The 25,982-nt window shown below is 74.9% G+C and carries 23 protein-coding genes and 1 pseudogene; 19 read left to right on the forward strand and 5 right to left on the reverse strand.

Annotated features, from left to right (window positions below; all coding sequences use genetic code 11):
- Window positions 1–30 precede the first annotated feature (30 nt).
- Entirely contained in the window at window positions 31–801 is a 771-nt protein-coding gene (locus tag ACSU53_RS24255; protein WP_437030946.1) for a DeoR/GlpR family DNA-binding transcription regulator, read from the reverse strand.
- Window positions 802–1,329: 528 nt separating this feature from the next.
- Window positions 1,330–2,139: an NAD-dependent epimerase/dehydratase family protein gene (locus ACSU53_RS24260; protein ID WP_437030948.1), complete on the reverse strand. Its 810-nt coding sequence runs from the start codon at window positions 2,137–2,139 to the stop codon at window positions 1,330–1,332.
- 251 nt (window positions 2,140–2,390) lie between these two features.
- On the opposite strand from ACSU53_RS24260, the gene ACSU53_RS24265 reads away from it, so the two are divergent.
- A complete protein-coding gene (locus ACSU53_RS24265; RefSeq protein WP_437030950.1) occupies window positions 2,391–3,554 on the forward strand; it encodes a hypothetical protein in 1,164 nt (387 codons plus the stop codon).
- On the opposite strand, the gene ACSU53_RS24270 is transcribed toward ACSU53_RS24265, so the two are convergent.
- The gene (locus ACSU53_RS24270; protein WP_437030952.1) at window positions 3,491–4,756 is read right to left on the reverse strand and encodes an MFS transporter; all 1,266 of its coding nucleotides are present in this window, start codon (window positions 4,754–4,756) and stop codon (window positions 3,491–3,493) included. The two genes, ACSU53_RS24265 and ACSU53_RS24270, sit on opposite strands and share 64 nt — an antisense overlap.
- A gap of 198 nt (window positions 4,757–4,954) precedes the next feature.
- Here ACSU53_RS24270 and ACSU53_RS24275 point away from each other — a divergent pair, with 198 nt between their 5' ends.
- From ACSU53_RS24275 to ACSU53_RS24340, 14 genes and pseudogenes are all read left to right on the forward strand, one after another.
- Window positions 4,955–5,566 carry a TIGR03086 family metal-binding protein gene (locus tag ACSU53_RS24275; protein WP_437030953.1) on the forward strand — a complete coding sequence of 204 codons (612 nt, stop codon included), beginning with the start codon at window positions 4,955–4,957 and terminating at the stop codon, window positions 5,564–5,566.
- A gap of 1,002 nt (window positions 5,567–6,568) precedes the next feature.
- A complete protein-coding gene (locus ACSU53_RS24280; RefSeq protein ID WP_437030955.1) occupies window positions 6,569–7,255 on the forward strand; it encodes a GntR family transcriptional regulator in 687 nt (228 codons plus the stop codon).
- Window positions 7,252–8,160 carry a dihydrodipicolinate synthase family protein gene (locus tag ACSU53_RS24285; protein WP_437030957.1) on the forward strand — a complete coding sequence of 303 codons (909 nt, stop codon included), beginning with the start codon at window positions 7,252–7,254 and terminating at the stop codon, window positions 8,158–8,160. Before ACSU53_RS24280 ends, ACSU53_RS24285 begins: the two co-directional genes overlap by 4 nt.
- Before the next feature lie 8 nt (window positions 8,161–8,168).
- Window positions 8,169–9,944: an L-arabinonate dehydratase gene (araD, locus tag ACSU53_RS24290; RefSeq protein ID WP_437030959.1), complete on the forward strand. Its 1,776-nt coding sequence runs from the start codon at window positions 8,169–8,171 to the stop codon at window positions 9,942–9,944.
- A gap of 295 nt (window positions 9,945–10,239) precedes the next feature.
- Window positions 10,240–11,175, forward strand: coding sequence for a carbohydrate ABC transporter permease (locus ACSU53_RS24295; RefSeq protein ID WP_437030961.1), 936 nt, complete (start codon window positions 10,240–10,242; stop codon window positions 11,173–11,175).
- Complete coding sequence (locus tag ACSU53_RS24300) at window positions 11,172–12,068, forward strand: carbohydrate ABC transporter permease (RefSeq protein ID WP_437030963.1); 897 nt, start codon at window positions 11,172–11,174, stop codon at window positions 12,066–12,068. Before ACSU53_RS24295 ends, ACSU53_RS24300 begins: the two co-directional genes overlap by 4 nt.
- Entirely contained in the window at window positions 12,065–13,237 is a 1,173-nt protein-coding gene (locus tag ACSU53_RS24305; protein WP_437030965.1) for a Gfo/Idh/MocA family protein, read from the forward strand. Before ACSU53_RS24300 ends, ACSU53_RS24305 begins: the two co-directional genes overlap by 4 nt.
- Window positions 13,234–14,088 (forward strand): PmoA family protein, encoded by an 855-nt coding sequence (locus ACSU53_RS24310; protein WP_437030967.1) that lies wholly within the window; start codon window positions 13,234–13,236, stop codon window positions 14,086–14,088. Before ACSU53_RS24305 ends, ACSU53_RS24310 begins: the two co-directional genes overlap by 4 nt.
- Window positions 14,085–15,764 (forward strand): family 43 glycosylhydrolase, encoded by a 1,680-nt coding sequence (locus ACSU53_RS24315; protein ID WP_437030969.1) that lies wholly within the window; start codon window positions 14,085–14,087, stop codon window positions 15,762–15,764. The genes ACSU53_RS24310 and ACSU53_RS24315 overlap by 4 nt, the downstream gene beginning before the upstream one ends.
- Before the next feature lie 74 nt (window positions 15,765–15,838).
- Window positions 15,839–17,200: an ABC transporter substrate-binding protein gene (locus ACSU53_RS24320; RefSeq protein WP_437030970.1), complete on the forward strand. Its 1,362-nt coding sequence runs from the start codon at window positions 15,839–15,841 to the stop codon at window positions 17,198–17,200.
- A 327-nt stretch (window positions 17,201–17,527) separates the two neighbouring features.
- The gene (locus ACSU53_RS24325; protein ID WP_437030971.1) at window positions 17,528–18,856 is read left to right on the forward strand and encodes a pectate lyase family protein; all 1,329 of its coding nucleotides are present in this window, start codon (window positions 17,528–17,530) and stop codon (window positions 18,854–18,856) included.
- Between the two features lie 93 nt (window positions 18,857–18,949).
- Window positions 18,950–19,099, forward strand: coding sequence for a hypothetical protein (locus ACSU53_RS24330; RefSeq protein WP_437030973.1), 150 nt, complete (start codon window positions 18,950–18,952; stop codon window positions 19,097–19,099).
- Window positions 19,096–20,208 (forward strand): dienelactone hydrolase family protein, encoded by a 1,113-nt coding sequence (locus ACSU53_RS24335; RefSeq protein ID WP_437030974.1) that lies wholly within the window; start codon window positions 19,096–19,098, stop codon window positions 20,206–20,208. Before ACSU53_RS24330 ends, ACSU53_RS24335 begins: the two co-directional genes overlap by 4 nt.
- A 59-nt stretch (window positions 20,209–20,267) precedes the next feature.
- Window positions 20,268–20,666: pseudogene (locus ACSU53_RS24340) on the forward strand (NCS2 family permease); the annotation flags it as partial.
- Window positions 20,667–20,781: 115 nt separating this feature from the next.
- On the opposite strand, the gene ACSU53_RS24345 reads toward ACSU53_RS24340, so the two are convergent.
- Together ACSU53_RS24345 and ACSU53_RS24350 are read right to left on the reverse strand one after the other, a co-directional pair.
- Complete coding sequence (locus tag ACSU53_RS24345; RefSeq protein ID WP_437030976.1) at window positions 20,782–21,255, reverse strand: GNAT family N-acetyltransferase; 474 nt, start codon at window positions 21,253–21,255, stop codon at window positions 20,782–20,784.
- A gap of 3 nt (window positions 21,256–21,258) precedes the next feature.
- Window positions 21,259–22,032 carry an IclR family transcriptional regulator gene (locus ACSU53_RS24350; protein WP_437030978.1) on the reverse strand — a complete coding sequence of 258 codons (774 nt, stop codon included), beginning with the start codon at window positions 22,030–22,032 and terminating at the stop codon, window positions 21,259–21,261.
- A gap of 169 nt (window positions 22,033–22,201) precedes the next feature.
- On the opposite strand from ACSU53_RS24350, the gene ACSU53_RS24355 reads away from it, so the two are divergent.
- From ACSU53_RS24355 to ACSU53_RS24370, 4 genes are all read left to right on the forward strand, one after another.
- The gene (locus ACSU53_RS24355; protein ID WP_437030980.1) at window positions 22,202–23,731 is read left to right on the forward strand and encodes an aldehyde dehydrogenase (NADP(+)); all 1,530 of its coding nucleotides are present in this window, start codon (window positions 22,202–22,204) and stop codon (window positions 23,729–23,731) included.
- A 44-nt stretch (window positions 23,732–23,775) separates the two neighbouring features.
- Window positions 23,776–24,384 (forward strand): DUF1349 domain-containing protein, encoded by a 609-nt coding sequence (locus ACSU53_RS24360; protein ID WP_437030981.1) that lies wholly within the window; start codon window positions 23,776–23,778, stop codon window positions 24,382–24,384.
- A 155-nt stretch (window positions 24,385–24,539) separates the two neighbouring features.
- Window positions 24,540–25,100: an N-acetyltransferase family protein gene (locus ACSU53_RS24365; RefSeq protein ID WP_437030983.1), complete on the forward strand. Its 561-nt coding sequence runs from the start codon at window positions 24,540–24,542 to the stop codon at window positions 25,098–25,100.
- A gap of 104 nt (window positions 25,101–25,204) precedes the next feature.
- Window positions 25,205–25,930, forward strand: a complete 726-nt coding sequence (locus ACSU53_RS24370; RefSeq protein WP_437030985.1) for a DsbA family oxidoreductase — start codon at window positions 25,205–25,207, stop codon at window positions 25,928–25,930.
- The last annotated feature ends 52 nt before the right edge of the window (window positions 25,931–25,982 follow it).

A 25,982-nucleotide genomic window follows, 5' to 3' on the forward strand; every position in this document is an offset into this window, starting at 1 on the left:
GGCGGAGTGCGTGGATCGTGGGTCCGGCCGTCAGACGCGGACGACCTGGGGGCCGAGCAGCGCGTAACGGTGCGCCTCGGACGCGGGGAGCAGGGTGCTGGTGACGATCGCCTCCAGGGCGCCGACCTCGGCGAACCGGCAGAAGCTGACCGCCCCGAACTTGGTGTGGACCCCCGCGAACACCACGCGCCGTGCGGACCGGACCGCTTGGGCCTTGACGTCGCCGACCGCCGGGTCGGGTGTGGTCAGGCCGTGTTCGCGGGAGATCCCGTTGGCGCCGATGAACGCCAGGTCGATGACGAAGCCGGAGAGCATCCTCGTCGTCCAGTGGTCCACGGTGGCGAGGGTGCCCGAGCGCACCCGGCCGCCGAGGAGCAGGACGGAGAGGGTGCCGGTCTCGGCGAGCGCGCCCGCGACCGGCAGGGAGGCGGTGACCACGGTGAGCGGCCGGTCGGTGGGCAGGGCCTCGGCGATGAGCTGCGGGGTGAAGCCCTCGTCGATGAAGACCGTCTCGGCGTCCCCGAGGAGTTCGGCGGCGGCGGCCGCCACCCTGCGCTTCTCGGGGACGTGGCTGGTGGCGCGGAAGGCGAGGGTGGTCTCGAAGCCGGCGCTCTCCACGGGGTAGGCACCGCCGTGGGTGCGGCGCACCAGACCGTGGTCCTCCAGCGCGCGCAGATCCCGCCGCACGGTCTCCTTGGCCACGCCCAGATCGGCGGCGAGTGCGGTGACGTCGACCGAGCCGGTGGCGCGCGCCAGCCGCACGATCTCGCGCTGGCGCTCCTCGGCCGTCCACTGCCCCATGGGCCGACCACCTGCTTCCTGATCTCGCTGCCCGTTCGGGCCCGGTGCGGCCCTTGCAGGATGTTGTACAGCGGGCCCACGGTTCTGACCAGGCTTGTCATGGCTTCGTTCCTGCCCGCTTGTGCCCGTTCGGTTCGGGCTGTGCCCGCCTCGGACCTGCACGGGGGCGGCGCGGAACGTGAGAACGGGCGGCGTGCGTGCCCGAATGCGGTGGAGGGCGGGCCCGTTCGGTGCCCGCCCTCCGCCGGAGGTGACCATTTTCCGCCGTCGGGCGGGCCTGGTGGCCCGATTCCGTCCGGTCGCGCGGCGCCCTCGCGGCGGGTGCGATCCGTCCGCCGGCGCAGGCGGTGTGCGGCTGCGCCGCCGCGAGGGCGGGACGCCGCCGTGGTGTCCGGGGTGGGGACGGGCGCCGCTGCGGTGCTGTGGGGGGCGGGCCGTCGTGGTGTGGTGGGGCGGGCCCATCGGTGCTGCGGGGGCGGGCCCCCGTCGTACTGCCGGGCGGGCCGTCGCGCCGTCAGTGCCGTCGGCTCAGTGCGGCCAGAGGGGCGGGTCGGTGACGAAGTGGCCGCCGAGGCAGGCGTGGGCCGGGTCGTCGTCGTCCGGGGCGCCCTGCTCGGCGAGGAGCCGCGCCGCGTACGGCTCCGAGTCGTCCTGAGGTGCGTAGCCGAGCGCCCGCGCGGGACCGAGGTCCCACCACAGGCGGGTGTTGGCGGAGGAGCCGTACACGACGGTGTGGCCGACATCCTCGGCGGTCAGGGCCGCGTGAAGCAGGCGGGCGCCGTCCGCCGGGCTCAGCCAGAGCGACAGCATCCGCACGCTGGTCGGCTCGGGGAAGCAGGACCCGATGCGGACGGAGACGGTCTCCAGGCCGTGCCGGTCCCAGTAGAGCTGCGCGAGGTCCTCGCCGAAGGACTTGGACAGGCCGTAGAAGGTGTCGGGGCGGTGCGGCGTGCCGACGGGCACGAGCGGGTCGTCGCCGCGCGGCCGGGGGGTGAAGCCGACGGCGTGGTTGGAGGAGGCGAACACGATCCGCCGGACGCCCTCCTCGCGGGCGGCCTCGTAGAGGTGGTAGGTGCCCTCGATGTTCGCGCGGAGGATCTTCTCGAACGGAGCCTCCAGCGAGATGCCCGCCAGATGGACGATCGCGTCCACGCCGCGGACCGCCTCCCGGACGGCGTCCCGGTCGGCGAGGTCGGCGACGATCGCCTCCGGCTCGCCCTCGACCGGCCGCAGGTCCAGCAGCCGCAGCCGGTACCCGTGGGCGGGCAGCAGGTCCCGCATCAGGGTGCCCATCCCGCCGGCGGCGCCGGTGAGCAGAACGGTGCGGGGAGAGGGCATCCTCGGGGTCTCCTTGCCTCGCCGGCCGTGCACAGGTGCACACGTCATTCATGAGTGTGGACAAGCTAGAAGTCGGCGCCCGGCCCGTCAAGGGTCCGCCCCGGCTCTCTGGCCTGCTCCTGAACGGCGTTGGGAGGGAGGGAGGGGCGCTTGACCGGCCGTCGAACGGCGTCCTAGCGTGATTGCGTTCAGCCACATGGACATGCGGCGGCCCGCTGAATGCGCTCGCCGAGGCCCGAGGAGGACCGCCCGTGAAAGCGTCGGCATTCGTCTACCCGTGGGACGTCAACGGCGACCCCCGGGCCCCCGAGCGGATCGCCGGGCTCGGCGTCGGGCAGGTGACGCTCGCCTCGGCCTACCACTCCACCCGCGCCCTGACGCCCCGTCACCCCCGGCACCGCGTGGTCACCGCCGAGTACGCGGCCGTCCTCTACCCGCCGGGCCCGCACTGGTCCGGACGCACCCTGCGGCCCCACCGGGCCGGCGACTGGGCGCCCGGCGACGCCTTCGGCGAGGCCGCCGAAGCGCTGGCCGGCGCCGGGGTCGAGGTGCACACCTGGGTCGTCCTCGCCCACAACTCCCGCCTCGGCGCCGAGCACCCGGAGACTTCCGTGGTCAACGCCTACGGCGACCGCTACCCCTGGGCCCCGTGCATCGCCCGGCCCGCCACCCGCGCCTACCTCACCGGCCTGGCGGCGGAGGCCGCGGTCCGCCCCGGGGCGCGCGGCACCGAGCTGGAGTCCCTCGGCTGGTACGGCCTGGCCCACCTGCACGCCCACGACAAGACCGGCGGCGTCGCCCTCGGCGACGCCGGCCAGTACCTGATGTCCCTCTGCTTCTGCCCCGTCTGCCGGGACGGCTACGGCACCCGGGGGCAGGACGCCGACGCCCTGGCCGCCGCCGTGCGCACCGCCCTCGAACCGGTGTGGCGGGGCGCCCCCTCCGACGGAGGCTGGGCGGGCGTGCGCGACCTCCTCGGCGACGACCCCGCGGAGGCCACCCGCGCCTGGCGCGACACCACCGCCCGCAGCCTCCAGGAGGACGCCGTCCACGCGGTGCGCGCCGCCGCCCCCGAGGGCTTCCGGGTGCTGCTGCACGCCGACCCGGTGTCGTACCACTGCGGCGCCGACGCCGGCGTCGACCCCGCCCACATCCTGTCCGTGGCCGACGGCGTGGTGGTGCCCTGCACCGGCGGCCCCGGCCTCCTGGCCCCCTTCGCACGCGAGCGCCGCGCCGGCACGGTGCTCGCCGCCAACCTCACCATTGTCTCCGGCATGGGCGGCAGCCCCGGCACCCTCGCCGCCGACGCGGCCGGGGCCCGCTCGCTGGGGGCCGACGAACTCAGGCTCTATCACGCCGGGCTGGCGTCGGACGACGACCTCGCGGCGGTCCGCTCGGCGCTCGCCCGGCTGTGAGCCAGTGCCGCCGCCACCCCCACCAGCACCAGCCCCGCGACCACCAGTGGCGCCCGGTGGCCGAACGGTCCGACCAGGCCCGCCGCGCCCACCAGACCGAGCACGTTCGGGGTGAACACCAGGGTGTGGGCGGTGGCGGTGACCCGGCCCAGCAGCGGGCCGGGCGTCTCCCGCTGCACCGCGGTCAGCGCCGCCACCAGCACGGCGGGCAGCCCCGCCCCGATCGCCAGGCTGCACGCCAGTGCCGCGTGCTCGTCCGGCACGGCCCGCAGCGCGACCGCTGCCCCCAGCAGCCCGACGCCGCAGGCCGCGAACCGCCGCTCGCCCCACCGCCGCACGGCGGGCCCGGCCAGCAGACCGAGCACCACCGAGCCCGCGCCCTGCGCGGCGTACAGGACACCGGCGTAGGCGGGGGAGCGGCCCAGGTCCTCGACGACGGCGTACACCAGCCCTCCGCTCAGGCCCGCGCACAGCATGGTGGCCGCCCCCGCCGCCACCAGGGGACGCAGCCCGGGATGCGACCACAGGTGACGGGCGCCCGCCACGGTCTGCCGCCGGCCGCCCGCCGAGCCCCGGGCGGGCCGCTCCTCCCGCACCCGCAGCAACGCGTACAGGCCTGCCGCGAGCAGGAAGGTGAGGGCGTCCAGCAGGGCCACGCCCGCCCCGCCGCACGCGGTGTACAGGCCCGCGCCCGCCAGCGGGGCCAGGAGCTTCATCCCCTCGTCGGCGGTCGTGCGCAGGCCGTTGAGGTCGCCGAGCAGGGACCCGTCGACGGCGGTGGCGACCAGCGCCGACTCGGCCGCGTCGTGCACCACGCCCACCGCGCCGTACACGAACAGCACCGCGTGGAGCAGCCACACGCCGTGCGGTGCGTCCACGCCCAGGAGGGCCGGCAGCAGGGCCGCGAGCAGCAGGCTGGCGCCGATCAGCACCGGCTTGCGGCGCCACCGGTCGGCGAGTGCCCCCAGCAGCGGACCCGCCAGGACGGGGGCCCACAGGGCCGCCGTGCACAGCGCCGCCAGCGCGTCCGATCCGGTCAGGTCCTTGACCCAGATCCCGGAGACGAGCCACAGCGCGGACGTGCCGAAGCCCGACACCACCGCCCCGGCCAGGCAGAGCCCGGCGTTCCGCTCCCGCAGCACGCGTGCCGCGCTCCCGCCCCGGCCGCCCGCCGTCCGGCCCGTTCCCTCGGTCGTCGTCATACCGGCTCATCGTGGGACTGAGGCCCCCCGGCGCGCATCGGGCATCTGCCGGGGACGCGGGGTCCCGCGGGCGATGAGTCCGGGCCCCGGAACCGGTCATCCTCCCGAGGGCGGTGCCGGGACCCCGACGCCGCCGACACCGCCGACACGGCCTTGCACGGCGACACGGCCCTGCACGGCCGGCACCAGGAGCATCCGATGACCGACATCCCCCTCGACCTCGGACCGCAGGCACGGATCGTGGCCTGCCTGGCCGAGGCCGTCACCGACGACCAGCTGGCGGACTCCACCCCCTGCCCCGACTACCGGGTGAGCCACCTGCTCGGCCATCTGACCGGGCTGGCCGTCGCCTTCCGCGACGCGGCCCGCAAGGACCTGGGCGGGACCACCGACACCGACCCGGGGAGCACCCTGCCCGGCATCGGGCCGGACTGGCGCCGGGACCTGGCCGAGGCGCTGCACGAACTCGCCGAGGCGTGGCGGGACCCGCGCGCGTGGAGCGGCGCCACCCGGGCCGGCGGGGTGGACCTGCCGGGCGACGTCGCCGGCGCGGTGGCCGTCGACGAACTGCTCGTCCACGGCTGGGACCTCGCCCGTGCGACCGGCCGCGCGTACACCCCCGATCCGGCCGCCCTCGCCGTCGCCCACGCCTTCCTGCGGGACTCCGCCGAGGAGTCCGGCGGGGCGGGCAACGGGATCTTCGGCCCCGTCGTGCCCGTCCCCGCCGACGCCCCGCTGCTGGACCGGACGGTGGCCCTGAGCGGCCGCGACCCGCACTGGACCCGCCCGGGGAGCGGCGTGCGGCCGTAACCGGCCGCGACGGTCGCGCGGGAGACCCGCGACGGTCGCGCGGGGGGACCCGCGACGGTGAGCGGCGGGTGCCGCGGCGTCTCGGGGGCCGCCCGAGGCGGGCCACGGCGGCGGCATCCCGCGCCGCCCGAAGCCGCGGCCCGAGCGGTGTCTGTCGCTGTCCGGCGGTGCCCGGTGGTGTCCAGCGGTGACCGTCCCTGGCCGGCGGTGTCCGGGGGCGGCGGCCGGTGCCCGGGGCGGGCCGACCGCCGTCCCGGGCGGGCTCGGCCGCCCCCGCCCCCGTCGCCGTCCCGCCCCCGACGGGCCCGGCCGCCCCCGCCTCCGCCCTCCGCCGCGCCCCCCGCCTCGGCCCCCCTCCGCCTCGGCCCCCGGTCGCCGCCCCGCCGCCGACGAGCCCCGGCCGCCCCCGCCTCCGCCCTCCGCCTCGGCCCCCCGCCTCCGCTCCCGGTCGCCGCCCCGCCGCCGTCCCGCCCCGGACGGCCCCGGCCGCCCCGCCGCCGTCCCGCGCAGCCCGACGGCGCGAGTCGTCTCGCCGCTCCCGACGGCGGTCCGCACGCCGCCGCGGAGCCGGGCCGCGACGCGGCGGCCGCGGTCCCGGTCGCTCGTGCCCCGGCGCCCTTCCGCGCCCTTCCGCGTCCTCCCGCGTCCGGTCACGCCTCCCGGCAGCCCGGTCCTGCGTGCCACCGCCCCGCCCCTGCCGCCCTTCGGCGGCACCCCGCCCCCTCCGCCCCCGCCCCCTCCGTCCGCGCCCCCTCCGCCCGCGCCCCCTTGCGCCCGCGCCGTCCCCGCCCAGCCCCCGATCCCGCCCCTGACCTGCGGCTTCCTCTCCCTCCGCCGGGCCCCGTCACCGGCCGCCGCGCCGGACCGTCCCACCGGGGAAGCGATTTCCGAAAGCCTTTTCTGTCCGAACCATTGACGCGGCCGCGGCCCCCTCCTACCTTCAACGCGTCGTACTTCGTACGTCATATATGAGACGCGATACGCGAGATCCGAGAGGCGCGCATGACCTCTGTGCCCACCCCGATCCCCTCCCGCACGCAGTACGTGCTGGAGGAGATCAAACGACGCATCCTGACCGGCCTGCTGAGTCCGGGTCAGGCCCTCGTCGAGACCGACCTCGCCGCGCAGTTCGGGGTGTCCAAGACCCCCGTGCGGGAGGCGCTCAAGACGCTGGCCGGCACCGGTCTGGTCGTGATGAACCAGTACAAGGGCGTCACGGTGCGGACGGTCGACGCGGACATGGCCCGCGAGGTCTACGACGTGCGGCTGCTCCTCGAACCGGAGGCCCTGCGCCGCGCGGTGCGGCGCGGCGCCTCGCTCGATGCCGCCCGCGCGGCGCTGACCCGTGCCGACGACGCCACGGACCCCGCCGAACGCTCCCTGGCCAACCGTGAGTTCCACCGTGCCCTCTACCTGCCGTGCGGCAACCCGCTGCTCGGCCGGATGCTCGACGAGGTCCGGGACCAGGCCGCCCTGGTGTCCACCGTGGCCTGGGCCGCCGACCCCTCCTGGGACCGGGAGGCGGCGGAGCACCGCGAGATCCTGCGCCTCGCCCTCGGCGGGGACGCGGACGGTGCCGCGCGCGCCCTGCACACCCACATCGCGTCGTTCGTGCGACGGGCCTTCCCCGCGGCGGACGTCACCGCCGCGGCAGGCCCCGGAGCCCAGGAAGAGGACGGTCTGGCATGACTTCGACGTTCGAGACCCAACGGGCGGCCCTGGCCGGCGTGGTGGCGATCCCGGTGACCCCGTTCGCGGAGGACGGCACCGTGGCACCGGCCACCTACCGGTCGCTGGTGCGCCGCCTCCTCGACGCCGGCATCACCACCCTCACCCCCAACGGCAACACCGGCGAGTTCTACGCCCTCACCCCCGAGGAGCGGCGCCTGGTCGCCGAACTGACCGTCGAGGAGGCGGGCGACGGCTCGTCCGTCCTGGTCGGCGTCGGCCACGACGTGCCGACCGCCGTCGCCTCCGCGCGCCACGCCCAGCGGCTCGGCGCGCGGATGGTCATGGTGCACCAGCCCGTGCACCCCTACGTCTCGCAGAGCGGCTGGGTGGACTACCACCGGGCCATCGCCGCGGCCGTGCCCGACCTGGGGATCGTCCCCTACGTCCGCAACGACCGGCTCCCCGGCGCCCGTCTCGCCGAACTGGCCGACGCCTGCCCCAACGTCATCGGCGTGAAGTACGCGGTGCCGGACGCCGCCCGGTTCGCCGCCTTCGCGCGGGACGCGGGGCTGGAGAGGTTCGTGTGGGTGGCCGGGCTCGCGGAACCGTACGCGCCCTCCTACTTCTCCGCGGGCGCCACCGGCTTCACCTCCGGCCTGGTCAACGTCGCCCCGTCGGTCTCGCTCAACATGATCGAGGCGCTGCGGGCGGGGGACCACGCCGCCGCGATGAAGGTCTGGGAGCAGATCCGCCGCTTCGAGGAGATGCGGGCGGCCGACGGCTCCGCCAACAACGTCACCGTCGTCAAGGAGGCCCTCGCCTCCCTCGGGCTGTGCCGCCGCGAGGTGCGCCCGCCCAGCAAGCCCCTGCCCGAGAGCGAGCGCGCCGAGGTCGCCGCCATCGCCGCCGGATGGTCCATATGAGCACACCGGTGAACCGTCCCCCGACCCCCGCCGACACCCCGGCCGGGCCGCCGCGCAAGCGGCCCGAGGAGCTGCGCAGCCACCAGTGGTACGGCAGCGGCGTGGCGTCCGGGCTGCGGTCCTTCAGCCACCGTTCCCGCACCCGCCAGCTCGGCTACCTCCCCGAGGAGCACCTGGGCAAGCCGGTCGTGGCCATCCTCAACACCTGGTCCGACATCAACCCCTGTCACGTCCACCTCCGCGACCGGGCCCAGGCCGTCAAGCGGGGCGTCTGGCAGGCGGGCGGCTTCCCGCTGGAGTTCCCCGTCTCCACGCTCAGCGAGACCTTCCAGAAGCCGACCCCCATGCTCTACCGCAACCTCCTCGCCATGGAGACGGAGGAGCTGCTGCGGTCGTACCCGGTCGACGGCGCCGTCCTGATGGGCGGCTGCGACAAGTCGACGCCCGCCCTGCTGATGGGGGCGGCGAGCGTCGGCCTGCCCACCGTGTTCGTGCCGGCCGGGCCGATGCTCCCGGGGCACTGGCGCGGCGAGACCCTGGGCTCCGGCACCGACATGTGGAAGTACTGGGACGACAGGCGGGCCGGGATCATCGGCGACTGCGAGATGCAGGAGCTGGAGAGCGGCCTGGCGCGTTCCCCCGGTCACTGCATGACCATGGGGACGGCGTCCACGCTCACCGCCGCCGCCGAGGCCCTCGGCGTCACCGTCCCGGGCGCGTCCAGCATCCCGGCGGTCGACTCCGGGCACGACCGGATGGCCGCCAGGGCGGGCATGACCGCGGTCGGCCTGGTCCACCGGGGCCGGACATTGAGCGACATCCTCACCGCGGAGGCGTTCGAGGACGCCGTCACCACCGTCCTCGGGCTCGGCGGCTCCACCAACGCCGTCATCCACCTGATCGCCATGGCCGGGCGTGCCGGCGTCGGCCTGACCCTCGACGACTTCGACCGCATCGCCCGCACCGTCCCGGTGCTGGCCAACGTCCGGCCCGGCGGACGGACCCACCTGATGGAGGACTTCCACTTCGCCGGCGGCCTCCCCGGGTTCCTCTCCCGGATCCCCGACCTGCTGCACCTGGACCGGCCCACCGTCTGCCATGACACCCTGCGCGAGCAGCTCGCCGGCGCCCGCGTGCACGACGACGACGTCATCCGCACCCGCGACAACCCGGTCGCCGCGGAGGGCGGGGTCGCCGTGCTGCGCGGCAACCTCTGCCCGGACGGCGCCGTCATCAAGCACATCGCCGCCGAACCGCACCTGCTGAAGCACACCGGCCCCGCGGTCGTCTTCGACGACTACCGCGAGATGCAGCGGACCATCGACGACCCGGAGCTGGGCATCACCGCCGACCACGTGCTGGTGCTGCGCAACGCCGGCCCCAAGGGCGGACCCGGCATGCCCGAGTACGGCATGCTGCCGCTGCCGGACCACCTGCTGAAGCAGGGCGTGCGGGACATGGTCCGCATCTCCGACGCCCGGATGAGCGGCACCAGTTACGGCACCTGCGTGCTGCACGTCGCGCCCGAGTCCTACGTCGGCGGACCGCTCGCCCTGGTGCGCACCGGGGACCTGATCACCCTGGACGTGGCGAACCGGACGCTGCACCTCGACGTGAGCGACGAGGAGCTGGCCCGCCGGCGGGCGGCCTGGACGCCGCCGCCCGCCCGCTACGAGCGCGGATACGGCGCCCTCTACAACGAGCAGATCACCCAGGCCGACACCGGCTGCGACTTCGAGTTCCTCGCCCGTCCGGGCACGGTGCCGGACCCCTACGCGGGCTGAGGGGGCCGCCGCGGCCCGGCCGGCAGTCCCACGCCCGCTTGGAAAGCGCTTTCTGCCGGCCGGCGCCCCGTCACAGCCCTCGAACCCGGCCACCCGGCACGAGCCACCCGCACCCAGCCACCTGAGAAGCGCCACCCCCAGGCACCACCCCAGGCACCACCCCCGGGCACCCCAGGCCGCTCCCCGGCACCGCCGGCACCCGGGGCCGGCCGTCGGCCGCAGCACCGGAAGGACCCGTACGACCCGTACGACCCGTACGACCCGCACGACGACGTACCGAGAACGGAGAACAGTCATGGCCCAAGCCGCAGCCGTGGCGAAACCGCCCGCGCCACCCCGGCGGCGCCGTGCCTCCGCCACGCCCCGCAGGCTCCCGTACCTGCTGATCGCGCCGGCCGCCCTGCTCATGCTGGGCTTCATCGCCTACCCGGTCATCAGCGTCTTCTACTACAGCGTGCAGCACTACAACCCGACGAAGCCCTGGCGCAACGGCTTCGCGGGCATGGACAACTTCGTCCACCTCTTCACCGAGGACCCGCTGTTCTGGGACACCCTCGTCTTCAGCGCCAAGTGGGTCGTCGTCGAGGTCGGCCTGCAGCTGCTGTTCGGCCTCGCCCTGGCCCTCATCGTGAACCAGACCTTCGTCGGCCGCGGCATCGGGCGGGCCCTGGTCTTCTCCCCGTGGGCCGTCTCCGGCGTGCTCACCTCCGCGATCTGGGTGCTGCTCTACAACTCCCAGACGGGCATCACCCGTTACCTCGCGGACCTGGGGATCGGGGAGTACGGCACGAGCTGGCTGTCCGACACCGCCACCGTCTTCCCGGCCGCCGTCGTCGCGGATCTCTGGCGCGGGGTGCCCTTCTTCGCGATCCTCATCCTCGCCGACCTCCAGTCCGTCTCGAAGGACCTCTACGAGGCCGCCGAGGTCGACGGGGCGAGCCGCCTCAAGCAGTTCTGGCACATCACGCTGCCGCACCTGAAGGACGCCATCATCCTGTCCACGCTGCTGCGCGCGGTGTGGGAGTTCAACAACGTCGACCTCCTCTACACCCTCACCGGCGGCGGACCCGCCGGGGAGACCACGACGCTGCCGCTCTACATCGCGAACACCTCCGTCGACGCCCACGACTTCGGCTACGCGTCCGCCCTCACCACGGTCGCGTTCGTGATCCTGCTCTTCTGCTCGATCGTCTACCTGCGGCTGAGCAAGTTCGGAGGCGAAAGCAAGTGATCACCAAAGAGGCCGTCCCGGCCGCCCCCGTCTCCGCGCCCGCCCTCCCCGAGCCGCCCCGGCCGGCCAGGCGGCGCCGCGCCTGGGACGAAGCACCCCGCTGGCAGATCTACCTGCCGCTCGGGATCTACCTCGTCTTCACCCTGGTCCCCTTCTACTGGATCCTGCTGTTCGCGCTCCGCCCGGCGGGCTCCACCTCGCTGGTGCCCTGGCCGATGACCGGCGCCCACTTCGAGAAGGTGTGGACCGAGCGCGGATTCGGCACCTTCTTCCAGAACAGCGTGCTGGTCGGCATCGCCACCCTGTTCATGACCACCCTGGTCGCCCTGGCCGGCGGCTACGCCCTGGCCCGGTTCGACTTCCGCGTCAAACGGGCCTTCATGCTGGCGCTGCTCTGCTCGCAGTTCGTGCCCGGCGCGCTGCTGCTGGTCCCGCTGTTCGAGATCTTCGCCGAACTGCAGATGATCAACTCGCTGGGCAGCGTCATCATCGCCGAGACGGTCTTCCAGCTGCCCCTGTCGATGATCCTCATCAGCAACTTCATCAAGAACGTGCCCTATTCGCTGGAGGAGGCCGCCTGGGTCGACGGCTGCGACCGGTTCAGGGCGTTCCGCCTGGTGGTCCTGCCCCTGCTGAGGCCCGGGCTGATCGCCGTCGGCTCCTTCGCCTTCGTGCACTCCTGGAACCACTTCCTGTTCGCCCTGATGTTCCTCAACAACCAGGAGAAGCAGACCATCCCGGTCGGCCTCAACACCCTGATGAGCGCGGACAGCGTCGACCTCGGAGCGCTGGCCGCGGGCGGCATCGTCGCGGCCGTGCCGGTGGTGCTCGTGTTCGCCTTCATCCAGAAGTGGCTGATCACCGGCTTCAGCGCAGGGGCGGTGAAGGGATGACGACGCCCCCGACCACACCCCTGCCCCTCGTCCTCGCCGGGGTCCGCGGCCACGGCCGCTGGCACCTGGAGAACATCCGGCGGCTCCAGGCCCGCGGCCTGGTGCGGCTGGCCGGCCTGTGCGACCCGCACCCGCTCACCGCCTACGAGGCCGACGGCGAACTCCCCGAGCAGTCCGCCGACCTGGACGGCCTGCTCGCCTCCACGGGCGCCCGGATCGCGGTGATCTGCACCCCCATCCCGACCCACACGGACCTCGCCCTGACCGCCGCCCGGCGGGGCGCGCACATCCTGCTGGAGAAGCCGCCCGCGCCCTCCTACGCCGAGTTCCGCAGGATGGCCGACGGGGTCGCCGCCGCCGGCGTCGCCTGCCAGATCGGCTTCCAGTCGCTGGGCTCCCACGCCCTGCCGGCGATCCGCGCCATGGTCGCGGAGGGGCTGATCGGGCGGGTCACCGGCATCGGCGGAGCCGGCGCCTGGGTGCGCGAGGAGGGCTACTTCCGGCGCGCGCCCTGGGCGGGCCGCAGGCGCCTGGACGGCGCGGACGTGGTGGACGGCGCGCTCACCAACCCGCTCGCCCACGCCGTCGCCACCGCGCTCGCCCTCGCCGGCGGCGGGCGGGCCGGGGAGGTCGCCCGCATCGAGACGGAACTGCTGCGCGCCAACGACATCGAGTCCGACGACACCTCCTGCGTCCGCGTCACCACCGCGGACGGCCTGCCGGTCACGGTGGCGGCGACCCTGTGCGCCGAACGGGCCGGCGAACCGTACGTCCTGGTGCACGGCGAACGCGGCCGGATCACCTTCTGGTACAAGCAGGACCGCGTCCTGCTCCAGCGCGCGGACCACGGCCCCGAGGAGTTCGAGTTCGCCCGCACCGACCTGCTGGAGAACCTCGTCGCCCACCTCAACGCCGGCGCCCCGCTGCTGGTGACCCCCGAGGACACCGGCGGCTTCATGAAGGTCGTCGAGGCGATCCGGCGGGCCCCCGACCCGGTCGCGCTGCCCGACACGGCCTGGCACCGCGTCCCCGGTGAGGACCGCCGGGCCGTTCCCGGCGTCGACGCCCTCGTCGCACGGGCCGCCGAGACCCTCTCCCTCTACTCCGAGCTGGACGCGCCCTGGGCCCGCCCGGCCGGGGCACGTCCGAAGGCGGTGAGCCCCCGATGACCGGCGACCTCGGCGACGACTCCCTGGTCCTGCGCGTCGCGGACCGGCCGGTGGCGCGGTACGCCGTCCGGTCCGCGCTGCCGGCCCGTCTCTCGCCGCGGCCGTACCTGCACCCCGTCACCACCCTGGCCGGCACGGTCGTCACCGAACTGAGTCCCGCCGACCACCTGCACCACCTCGGCGTCGGTGTCGCCGTTCCCGACGTCGAGGGGCACAACTTCTGGGGCGGGCGCACCTTCGTCCGCGACCGGGGGCCGACCGAGCTGGACAACCACGGCGCCCAGCGCCACGTCTCCTTCGCGCACCGCGGCCCCGCCGGCTTCACCGAGGAACTGAGCTGGATGGCCGCCCCGGGCGAGCTGCTGCGCGAGCGCCGCACGGTCGCCGCCACCGCGCTCAGCGAGTCCGCCTGGGCGCTGGACCTGACCTTCGCGCTCACCAACGTCACCGGCGGCCCGCTCTCCCTCGGCAGCCCGGCCACCAACGGGCGGCCCGGCGCGGCCTACGGCGGCTTCTTCTGGCGGGCCGTCAAGGAGCAGGCGCCGCCGGAGGTGTTCACCGCCGACGCCGACGGGGAGAGCGCGGTGCACGGCCGGTGCGCCGACTGGCTGGCCCTGGCCGGGTCCGCCTGGACGCTGGTCTTCGCCGCGGCGGACGAGGCCACCCGCCGCGACCCGTGGTTCGTGCGCGGCGCCGGCTACCCGGGCGTCGGTTCCTCCCTCGCCCACGCCGCACGGCTCCCCCTGGCACCCGGCGAGACCGTCACCCGCCGCGTGGTCACCGTCGTCGTGGACGGCCGGCCGGGCCGCGAGGACGCCGCCGCGCTGGCCCGCAGGGCGGTGAGCCGATGACGCCCCCCGGCCCGGCGACTCCTGACCCGACGACTCCTGACCCTTCGGCCCCTGGCCCGACGACTCCCGGCCCGACGACTCCCGGCCCGACGGCTCCCGGGCCTTCGGCCCCCGGCCCGGGAGCCGCCTCCGCCGCCCGGGACGCCGCCGACGCCCCGGCCCTCGTCTACCGCAACCCCGTCCTGGACGCCGACTGGTCCGACCCGGACGTCGTCCGCGTCGGCGACGACCACTACCTGACCGCCTCCAGCTTCGGCCGCGTGCCCGGCCTGCCCCTGCTGCACTCCCGGGACCTCGTGAACTGGACCCTGGTGGGCCACGCCCTGCAGCGCCTCGAACCCGAGGACGCCTTCGCGGTGCCGCGCATGGACGGCGGCGTGTGGGCTCCTGCCCTGCGCCACCACGACGACCGGTTCTGGATCTTCTGGGGGGACCCCGACCGGGGCATCCTCCAGGTCAACGCGCCGGCCGTCACCGGTCCATGGACCCGCCCCCGGCTGCTCAAGGCGGGCCGGGGACTGATCGACCCGTGCCCCCTGTGGGACGAGGAGACCGGCGAGGCGTACCTCGTGCACGCCTGGGCCCGGTCCCGGTCCGGGATCAACAACCGCCTCACCGGCCACCGCATGCACCCGGACGGCACCCGGCTCCTCGACGCGGGACGCACCCTCGTCGACGGCGACCGCCTCCCCGGCTGGTTCACCCTCGAAGGGCCCAAACTCCACCGCCACGACGGCTGGTTCTGGATCCTGGCGCCGGCCGGGGGAGTGGAGACCGGCTGGCAGGGCGCCTTCCGCTCCCGCTCCTTCGACGGCCCGTACGAGGAGCGGGTGATCCTGGAGCAGAAGGACACCGACGTCAACGGGCCGCACCAGGGCGCCTGGGTGCGCACCCGGGCGGGCGAGGACTGGTTCCTGCACTTCCAGCAGCGCGGCGCGTACGGCAGGGTCGTCCACCTCCAGCCGATGCGCTGGGACCGCGCGGGCTGGCCGGTGCCGGGCGACGACGGCGCTCCCGTCGCCGTGCACCGCCGCCCGGACCTGCCCCCGCAGCCGCCCGCCGCGCCGGCCACCGACGACGACTTCCCCGGCGGACGGTACGGCCTGCAGTGGCAGTGGACCGCCAACCCCCGGGAGGGCCTGACCGCCGGCCACGACGGCGACGGACTCCACCTGACCTGCGTCCGCTCCGCCGACGGCCACGACCTGCGCCGCGTCGGTCACGTCCTGACGCAGCGGCTGCCCGGTTCGCCGTGCACGGTCGAGGTGGACCTCGCGCTCGACAGCCGGGAGCCGGGAGCGCGGGCCGGGCTCGTCGTCCTCGGCGACGCCTACGCCTGGACCGGACTGGAGCGCGCCCCGGACGGCACGGCCCGGCTGGTCCACCGGTTCGCCGAGCCGGCCGCCGACGCCGAACGGGACGCCGCGCACCCGCGGCCCGCCCCCGGCGCACGGGCGAGGCTGCGCGTCGAGGTCGGCGCGCGGGCGCGCTGCCGCTTCTCCTACGACACCGGCGACGGGTTCCGCCCCCTCGGGCAGGTCTTCGCCGCCACCCCCTGGCGCTGGGTCGGCGCCCTGCTCGGTCTGGTCGCCCTGGCGCCCGCCGGGCAGGGGCCCGCCGGCACGGCCCGCTTCACCCGGTTCCGGATCAGCACCCCGTCCCACCCGCGCGGCTGACGGCCGCCGCGGTCCCGAACGACCCCCCACACCGTCAAGTTCCCTCGGATCCAGACGCGGAAGAGAGCCGATCAATGAGGATCACCAAGCGCAGCAGCAGCACAGGCGGGCGCCGCATGCCGGCCGCCGTCGCCCTGGGGGCGGTACTCGCCCTGACCGCCACCGCCTGCGGGGACGACGGCAGCGGGGCGGCCGGGGACAAGGGCGCCGAAGGCAGCGGCAAGGGCAGGATCGTCTTCTGGGACAACAACGGCGGTGTCCGCACGGACATCTGGAAGGAGATCATCGCCGACTTCGAGAAGGCGCACCCGGACATCGACGTCGAGTACGTCGGCATCGCCTCCACCGAGTACCAGTCCAAGGTCGACACCGCCATCCAGGGCGGCGGCCTGCCGGACGTCGGCGGGATCAGCGCCTCGATGCTGGCCGGCTTCGCCGCGCAGGGGGCGCTCGACCCGCTGGACGACCGGCTGGGCAAGTCGTCCCTGGACGGCAAGCTCAACAAGGACATGGTCGAGTCGCTGCGGGCCGCCGGGGGAGGCGACGACGAGCTGTACTCGATCCCCACCTCCGCCAACAACGGCGTCCTGTACTACCGCACCGACCTCTTCGAGAAGGCGGGCCTTCAGGAGCCGACCACCTGGGACCGCTTCTTCGAGGCCGCCGAGAAGCTCACCGACAAGGGCAGCAACAAGTTCGGCTACACCATCCGCGGCGGCGCCGGTTCCATCGCGCAGGCCCTGGACGCGATGTACGGGCAGTCGGGCATCACCTCGTTCTGGGACTCCACGGGCACCAGGACCACCGTCGACGACCCGAAGAACGTGGCCGCGCTGGAGAAGTACGCGGCCCTGTTCAAGAAGGTCACCCCGGCCGCCGACCTCAACAACGACTTCACCAAGATGGTCGCGCAGTGGGACTCGGGCACCATCGGCATGCTCAACCACAACCTCGGCTCCTACCAGGACCACGTGAAGGCGCTCGGCACCGACAGGTTCCGGGGCATCCCGCAGCCCACCGGGCCCGACGGCAAGCGCGTCCAGGTCTCCAACCCGGTCGACGGGCTGGGCCTGTTCAAGAGCTCCAGGAACAAGGAGGCGGCCTGGACGTTCATCGAGTTCGCCACCTCGCACGAGTCGGGCTCCAAGTTCAACGAGTCGGCCGGTCAGGTCCCGGCGCACCTGGACGCGGCGAAGGACCCCTGGATCGCCGAGGCCGAGCCCACCAAGCTCGCCGCCGAGGCGCTGACCGACGGGTCGACGACCATCGTGCAGCTGCCGTACTACCTGCCCGACTGGAACACCATCTCCAAGGCCGACAACGAGCCGAACTTCCAGAAGGTCCTGCTCGGGGACCTGAGCGCCGAGGACTTCCTGAGCACGCTCGCCGAGCAGCTCAACGAGGCCCAGGCGGAGTGGGACGAGCAGAAGGGCTGAGCCCGGCGGCGGTCCCGGAGGGGACGGCCCCGGCGGCGCCCTGCCGCCCGGGCCGTTCCCCGCCGGCCCGCCGGCCCTCCGACCCGTGCACCGTTCCGCGTCCCCTGCCGCACGGCGGCGCCCGTGCCGGCCGCCGAGGAGCAGGACCCCCGCACGTCGGTCCGCCGGGCGCGATCGCCGTGCCCGGCCGGCGGCCCGGGAGCCGTTGCGCACCCGGGTGCTCGCGCCGCGGGACGTGCGCCGGCCGGACGAGGTGATCCCCGAGGCGTGGATCACCCGGCCGGAGCCGACCGCGTAACACCCCGTCACCCCAAGGAGAGCCGCACCATGAACCGTAAGACGTGGCATGGGCATGCCATGATGAGAGCCGTCTCGCTGGCCGGCTGCACCGTCCTCGTGCTGGGCCTGACCGGCACCGCCGCCCAGGCCCACCCCGGCCACGGGCGCGACCTCGCCCGCCAGGTCCTGCCCGCCGGGGACGGCTGGGCCTCCCACGGCCCCGGCACCACCGGAGGCGCCGCCGCCGACGCAGCCCACGTGTACACCGTCCGGACCTGGGACGAGTTCCGGGCGGCCCTGGCGGACGCCGGCAGCGCACCCAGCATCGTCAGGGTCGAGGGCACCATCGACGCGGTCTCCCGCGGCTGCGCGTCGTTCGCCGCCCCCGGGTACGACTTCGACGCCTACCTCGACCGGTACGCCCCCGAGACCTGGGGCCTGGAGACGGACCTGAGCGGCGAACCCGACGACAGTCCGGAAGGGCTGCGCCGGGCCTCCGCCCGCAACCAGGACCGTGCCGTCAAGGCCGAGATCCCCTCGAACACCACCGTCATCGGCATCGGCCGCGACGCCGGCATCAAGGGTGCCAGCCTGCAGATCAAGGGTGTCAGCAACGTCATCGTCCGCAACCTCACGCTGGAGAGCCCGGTCGACTGCTTCCCGCAGTGGGACCCCACCGACGGCGCCACGGGCAACTGGAACTCCGAGTACGACACCGCCGTCGTCCACGGCTCGACCCACGTCTGGCTGGACCACAACACCTTCACCGACGGCGACCACCCCGACAGCCAGGCCCCCACCCACTTCGGGATGCTCTACCAGCAGCACGACGGCGAACTGGACATCGTCCGGGGCGCCGACCACATCACCGCCTCCTGGAACGTGTTCACCGAGCACGACAAGACCATCCTCATCGGCAACAGCGACAGCGAGTCCGCCGCGGCCGACGACCGGGGCAGGCTGAAGGCGACCTTCCACCACAACCTCTTCTCCGGGCTGAAGGAGCGCGCACCCCGGGTCCGCTTCGGCCAGGTCGACGTCTACAACAACCACTTCGTGGCCGGCGCCGGCCACTCCTACACCTTCGGCATCGGCAAGGAGTCCCGACTCGTCGCCGAACACAACGCGTTCACCCTGGCCAGGGGCATCGGCCCCGGCCAGCTCCTCAAGCGGTGGAACGACGCCCCGCTCACCGCACGGAACAACCTGGTCAACGGCAGGCGCGTCGACCTGGTCGCCGCGCACAACGCCGCCTTCCCCGACACCCCGCTGCGGTCCGGCGCCGGCTGGACCCCCGCCCTGCGCGCCCAGGTCCACCCGCCGCAGGCCGTCCCCGCGCTCGTCGCCCGGGGGGCGGGCGCCGGCCGCCTGCGCTGACCCGTCCCGACAAGCGCCCGGGGCGGCGCGCTCCCACCCCCACTGCGGGAGGCGCGCCGCCCCGGGTCCGGCCTGACCCCGAGGAGCATCCGCATGCCCGCACCCGCCCCCGCGCCACCCCTGTCCCGGCGGGGCCTCCTGCCCGCCGTCCCCGCCACCCGCTCCCGGCTCACCCGCGTCGGAGCCGCCGCGCCCACCCCCGCCGGGTCCCTCGGCGGCCGGCGCCCCCGGTGGCCCCGGTGACCCGCCCGGACGGGACCGGGACCGCCCGGCAGGGCGCCGGAACCGGTGCCGCCGTGCCCGGCCCGCCCGGTGTCCTGCCGTCCCTCAGGGACGGGCTCACCTTCCCGCTCGCCTGGGGCACCTCACCGGAACGCGACGTCGCCCGGTGGCGCCGGGCCGCCCGCGCCACCGTCGAGCGGCACCTCCTCGTCCCCGCCCAGGACGACGTGCCCCACGCCCCCGAGTTCACCCCGGGACCGCCGGGCGACGGCTGCACCCGCGAGCGGGTGACTCTCTCGCTGTCCCGCACCGCCCGTGCCTCCGCCGTCCTGCTCACCCCGCACGGCCGCGGGCCGTTCCCCGCGGTGCTGCTGCTGCACGACCACGGCTCCCGGTTCGACATCGGCAAGGAGAAGGCCGTCCGCCCCTGGTACGACGACACCCGGCTGGCCTCCGCCCGGGAATGGGCCGGCCGGTACTTCGACGGCCGTTTCGTCGGGGACGAACTCGCCCGGCGCGGATACGTCGTGCTCTGCCCGGACTCCTTCGGCTGGGGCGAACGAGGACCCCTCGACTACGAAGGCCAACAGGCCCTGGCCGCCAACCTGTTCCAGCTCGGCTCCTCCCTCGCCGGGCTGCACGCCCGCGAGGACCAGCGCGCGGTGGCGTTCCTGGCCGGGCTGGGGACGGTGGACCCGGACCGGATCGCCGTGCTGGGCTTCTCCATGGGCGGCTACCGGGCCTGGCAGGCCGCCGCGCTCAGCGACCGCGTCGCGGCGGCGGCGAGCGTGTGCTGGATGACCGGGCTGAAGGAGATGATGGTGCCCGGCAACAACACCCTGCGCGGGCAGTCCGCGTTCCACATGCTCCACCCGGGGCTGTCCCGGCACCTCGACATCCCGGACGTGGCGAGCATCGCCGCGCCCCGCCCGATGCTGTTCTTCCACGGCGAGCACGACGCCCTGTTCCCCGCCGACGGCGTGCGGGCGGCGTACCGGAAACTCCGGGCCGTCTGGCGGTCGCAGGGCGCCGCGGACCGGCTGACCCTGAGGACCTGGCCGGGGCGCGGTCACGTCTTCGACACGGCGATGCAGCGGGAGGTGTACGCCTGGCTCGACGCGGTCCTGTGAGCGGCCCCCGGCGGGCGGGCCGGCCTGCCGGGGGCCCGCACGGGGGTCCGCGCGATCCGTCGGCGGCCGGTGTCGGCGAGGGCGCCCGCACCGGCTTCGCCCACCTGGTCACCGGCGGCCTGTTCGCCCCGGACCTGTTCCTGACCCCGCTGCTCACCGTCGTCCCGCTCCAGGCGGCGGCGCCGGCCCCGGTCGCCGTCGGCTTCCTGATGACGACCCAGGTCCGGCACATCGCGTGGGACCGCTACGCCATCGCCGTACCGGCGTTCCTGACCACCACCGTCATGCCGTTCACCTACTCGATCACCAACGGCATCGGCGCGGGCTTCCTCGCCCACGGGGTCGTCAAGACCGTGCTCGGCCGGGCCCGGGAGGTGCACTGGCTGCTGTGGGGGACCTCGGCCCTGTGCGTGGTGTACTTCGCGATCGACCCGGTCGAGCAGCTGCCGGGCGTGAAGCAGCCCCCGCGGAACGCGGGACGGGCCGCCCCCGGGGGGAGGGGGGCGGCCCGCTCCTGTAGACGGTCACCGGGGCCCGGAGGTTGACTCGTCCGCCCGGGCGGACGCGATTTCCTCACGCGCCGAGCGTGAGGACCAGCTCCTCGATCTCCGCACCGCGCGCGGGGGCGTACCCCGAGACCCGCTCCGAGACCTCGAAGCCGCACGTGCGCAGCACCCGCAGCGACCCCGCGTTGTCCGCGGCCACCCGCGCGTACAGCGGGCGTTCGGTCACTTCGGCGAGCAGGGCCCGCAGCGCGGCGGTGGCGATGCCCCGGCCCCAGTACGCGCGGTCGACCCAGTACGTCACCTCGCGCTCGCCCGGTTCCCCGTACACCGCGGCGTTGCCGACCACGTCGCCGTCGGCCAGCACCGCACGCGGGATCACGTCCCGCGCGGCGCGGATGCGGGCCCAGTGGGCGTCGAAGGCGTCCCGGTCGGCCGGGTCCTCGGGGGTGAAGGCCGCCATGTGCAGGGCCTCCGGGTCGTTGAGCTGACGGAAGAACACCGGCAGGTCGCTGTCGTGCACCGGGCGCAGGGACACGTCCATGGTTCAGAGCCTCCGGGTGGCGAGCGTGAGCCGGTCGCGGGCGTCGAACAGGGCGTCCTTGACCGTCTGTTCGTGGGCGGGGGTGAGCCGGGCGACCGGCACCGAGCAGCTGATCGCGTCCCGTGCGGGCGTGCGGTACGGGATGGCCACGGCGTAGCAGCGCAGCCCGACGGTGTTCTCCTCGCGGTCCACGGCGAAGCCCTGCTCGCGCACCCGGTGCAGCTCCTCGATGAGCCGTTCCCGGTCGGTGACGGTGTTCCCGGTCGGGGCGGGCAGCGTCGGGGGCAGCAGCTCGCGCACCCGCTCGTCCGGGTAGGTGCTCAGCAGCGCCTTGCCCAGCGCCGTGGAGTGCGCGGGGAGCCGCCGGCCGACCCGGGTGAACGGGCGCAGGTGGTGCTGCGACTGGCGGGTGGCGAGGTGGACGACGTTGGTGCCGTCGAGCCGCGCGAGGTGGACGGTCTCCGCGGTGTCGTCCGCCAGCCGGTCCAGGGTGGGCCGGGCCGCGGCCACGACCTCGTCGCCGTCGATGTAGGAGGTGCCCACCAGCAGCGCCCGCACGCCGATGCCGTACCGCGTGCCCGTCGCGTCGGTCTCCACCCAGCCGAGGTCCACCAGGGTGCGCAGCAGCATGTACAGGCTGGACTTGGGGTAGCCGACGGCCTCCTGCACGGCGGCGAGGGAGTGCATGCCGGGGCGTCCGGCGAAGTACTCCAGCAGTTCGACGGTCCGCACGGCGGACTTGACCTGGGTCCCGCCGCCCGCCTCGCCAGCCGTCATCGCCCTCGACCCCTTCGTTCACCGCGACGGTCGAAGTTATAGTCTTCGACAGCAATTCATCATCATGGACGGCGTTCAGTATATCGAACGTCCCGTAGGTCGAACGCCGTCGGCCCGATGACGTACCTACTGCGGCAGCGCGAGCGGCAGTCAAGTGGAGGGATCCGCGGTGGCAGCAGCACCAGTGTGGAGTGTCGACCCGCGAACCGGGAAGCAGCGGGAGCAGGTCGCGGTGGAGGCCACGGCCCAGGAGGTGGACACCACCGTCCGGGCCGCGCACGAGGCGCGCGGAGCGCTGACCGACCGCACCGTGCGCGCCGCCTTCCTGCGCGCCGCCGCCGAGGAACTGGAGGCGGCCCGGGACGCCCTGGTGGAGACCGCGGACGCCGAGACCGCGCTCGGCCCCGTCCGCCTCACCGGCGAGCTCGCCCGCACCTGCTACCAGCTGCGGGCCTTCGCCGGCATCGTCGACGAGGGGGCCTTCCTCGACGTGGTCGTCGACCACCCCGACGACACCGCCACGCCGCCCGTCCCCGACCTGCGCCGCTACAAGGTGCCGCTGGGCGTCGTCGCCGTCTACTCGGCCTCCAACTTCCCCTTCGCCTTCTCCGTCCCGGGCGGCGACACGGCGAGCGCCCTCGCGGCGGGCTGCCCCGTCGTCGTCAAGGCCCACCCCGACCACCCGGCCCTGTCCGAGCTGGTCGCCGCGGTGCTGCGGCGGGCCGCCGCCCGGCACGGCATCCCCGCGGGCGTGGTCGGACTGGTGCACGGCTTCGACGCCGGGGTCGAACTGGTCCGGCACCCGCTGGTCACGGCGGCGGGCTTCACCGGCTCGGTGCGCGGCGGACGTGCCCTCTTCGACGCGGCGGCCGCCCGCCCCGTCCCCATCCCCTTCCACGGCGAACTCGGCTCCCTGAACCCGGTCGTCGTCACCGAGGCCGCCGCCGCCGAGCGGGCCGAGTCGATCGGCGCGGGCCTCGCCGGGTCCATGACCCTGGGCGTCGGCCAGTTCTGCGTCAAGCCCGGCCTCGTGCTGGTCCCGGCGGGCGGGGCGGGCGACCGGCTCGTGAAGTCGCTGACCGACGCCGTCAGCGCCACCGAGGCCGGCGTCCTGCTCGACCACCGCATGCGGGACGCCTTCGTCGCCGGCGTCACCGAGCGGGCCCAACTGCCCGACGTGCGAACCCCGGTGACCCCGGGCGCCGGCGGCGAGCACACCGTCAGCGCGGGCTTCCTCACCGTCCCGGCGGGCCGGCTCGCCGCCGACGGCCCGCACGACGTGCTCCTGGAGGAGTGCTTCGGCCCGGTCACCGTGGTCGCCCGGTACGAGGACGAGGCCGAGGTGCGGTCCGTGCTCGCCCGGCTGCCCGGCAACCTCACCGCGACCGTCCAGCTGTCCGAGGAGGAGGCCCGCGGCGAGGGCCGCGGCGCCGAACTGCTGGCGGAACTCACCCCGTTGGCCGGACGGGTCCTGGTCAACGGCTGGCCCACCGGAGTCGCCGTGGCCCCCGCCCAGCACCACGGCGGCCCCTACCCGGCGACCACCTCCACCTCCACGTCCGTCGGCGGCACCGCCATCGAGCGCTGGCTCAGGCCGGTGGTGTACCAGAACACCCCGGAGGCCCTGCTGCCGCCGGAACTGCGCGACGACAACCCGCTCGGGCTGCCGCGCCGCTTCAACGGGACACTGGAGCGCTGACCTCCGCGCGGCGGGCGGGGGAGGGGACCTGAGAGACTCCGGCGATGGACCTGACTCTGCCCGAACTCCCCTTCCCGCTGCGCACCTACGGCCCCGACGGCGCCTGGTCCCACGAGGACGGTGTCCTCACCGGATGGGCCGGCCCGCGCCAGGACCGGTTCGTCCCGCCCACCGACGAGGCCCTGGACCCCGCCGCCGACGCGCCGCGTCTGCTCGGCGCGCCCGAGGGCGACTTCCAGCTGATCGCCCGCGTCACCGTGGGCTTCGCCGCGGCCTTCGACGCGGGTGTGCTCTACGTCCACGTGGGGGAGCGGGCCTGGGCCAAGCTGTGCCTGGAGTACTCCCCGGACGTCCCGACCGTCTGCACGGTGGTCACCCGGGGCCACTCCGACGACGCCAACTCCTTCACCGTGGACGGCAGTTCGGTGTGGCTCCGGGTGAGCCGCACCGGCCGCGCCTTCGCCTTCCACGCCTCCCGGGACGGGAAGCGGTGGACCTTCGTCCGGCTGTTCACCCTCGGTGACGCGGACCGGTCGGGGGCGGCTCTGACCGGCTTCATGACCCAGTCCCCGATGGGCGAGGGCTGCGCGGTGACCTTCGACCACCTCGAGTTCCGCCCGCACTGGCCGGAGGACCTGCGCGACGGCAGCTGACGCCCGGCACTCCGGCCCGGGACACGGGCCGCGGAGGGGCCTCGGCGGGCACGGGCCGCGCCGGGCACGGGCGGCTCCGGGGCGTGGGCCCCTCCGGGCCCCGTGGGGCGGCCGGGGCGCGCAACCACCGCGGGCCACGGCGCGTCCTCCCCTTCATGATCGAACCGCACCGGACCGCCGCGCTCCCGCTGATCGTCAGGACGGCGCTGACCGCCGAGGCCGGGGACGTCGCAGCGCTGCACCACCGGGCCCGGTCGACGTACTACCCCGACGGCCTCCCGCAGGACGGCACCGACTGGCCGGCCCGCTGGCGGGAGACGATCGGCCGGCCCGACGCGACCGTGTTGTGCGCGGTGCGGGACGGGCACCTGGTGGGGATCGCGTCCTTCCGCGCCCCCGAGGGCGGCCCGGCGGACACGGTCAAGCTGTTCCAGTTCCACGTCGAGCCGGACCGCTGGGGCAGCGGCATCGGCACCGCCCTGCACCGCGCCTGCGCGGAACAGTGGCACGCCGAGGGCCGCCGGAGCGCCGTGCTGGACGTGCACGTCGGCAACCACCGCGCCCGCCGCTTCTACGCCCGCCACGGCTGGAACCCCGACCCTCGGCACCCGCCCGCCGCCGACGACCACCACCTCCACCTGCGCCTCTCCGTGCCCGCACCGGCCCGGGACGGCGGCACGGCGGGGCCCGGAGCGGGAATGAACCCGACCGATTGAATGTTCACGGGGTCGACGGAGAGTCTCCGTTCCGGGGCCACGGAGGGAGTGCGTTTCCGTAGCCCGTAGCCCGTAGCCCGTACGACGTGGAGAGTGTCTGCCCGATGCGTGTCGAGATCTGGTCCGATATCGCCTGCCCCTGGTGCTACGTCGGCAAGGCCCGCTTCGAGAAGGCACTGGCCGCCTTCCCGCACCGGGACCACGTCGAGGTCGTGCACCGCTCCTTCGAGCTGGACCCGGGCCGGGCCAAGGACGACATCGAGCCGGTGCTGACCATGCTCACCCGCAAGTACGGCATGAGCGAGGAACAGGCGCAGGCGGGCGAGGAGAACCTGGCCGCCCAGGCCGCCGCCGAGGGGCTGCCCTACCGCACCCGCGACCGCGACCACGGCAACACCTTCGACATGCACCGCCTGCTGCACCACGCCCGCGCCCGGGGCCGTCAGTCCGAACTGCTCGACGCGCTGTACCGGGCCAACTTCGCCGAGGAGCGGTCCGTCTTCGACGACGACGAGCGCCTCGTCGGCCTGGCCGTGGACGCCGGGCTCGACGCGGACGGCGCCCGCGAGGTCCTCGCCGACCCGGAGGCGTACGCGGAAGAGGTCCGCGAGGACGAGCGCGAGGCCGCACAGCTCGGGGCCCGCGGCGTGCCGTTCTTCGTCCTCGACCGCGCCTACGGCGTCTCCGGGGCCCAGCCCGTCGAGGTCTTCACCCGCGCGCTGACCCAGGCCTGGGGTGACCGCACGCCCCTGCGCGTCGTCGCCGGCGAGGACGACGACGCGGACGGCGCCGTCTGCGGCCCGGACGGGTGCGAGGTCCCGCAGCACTGACCCGCGACCGGAAGCCGCCCCGCACCGGCCCCGCCACCACGGCGCCTCCGGC

The organism is Streptomyces sp. enrichment culture (assembly GCF_964273255.1).
Lineage (GTDB): Bacteria > Actinomycetota > Actinomycetes > Streptomycetales > Streptomycetaceae > Streptomyces.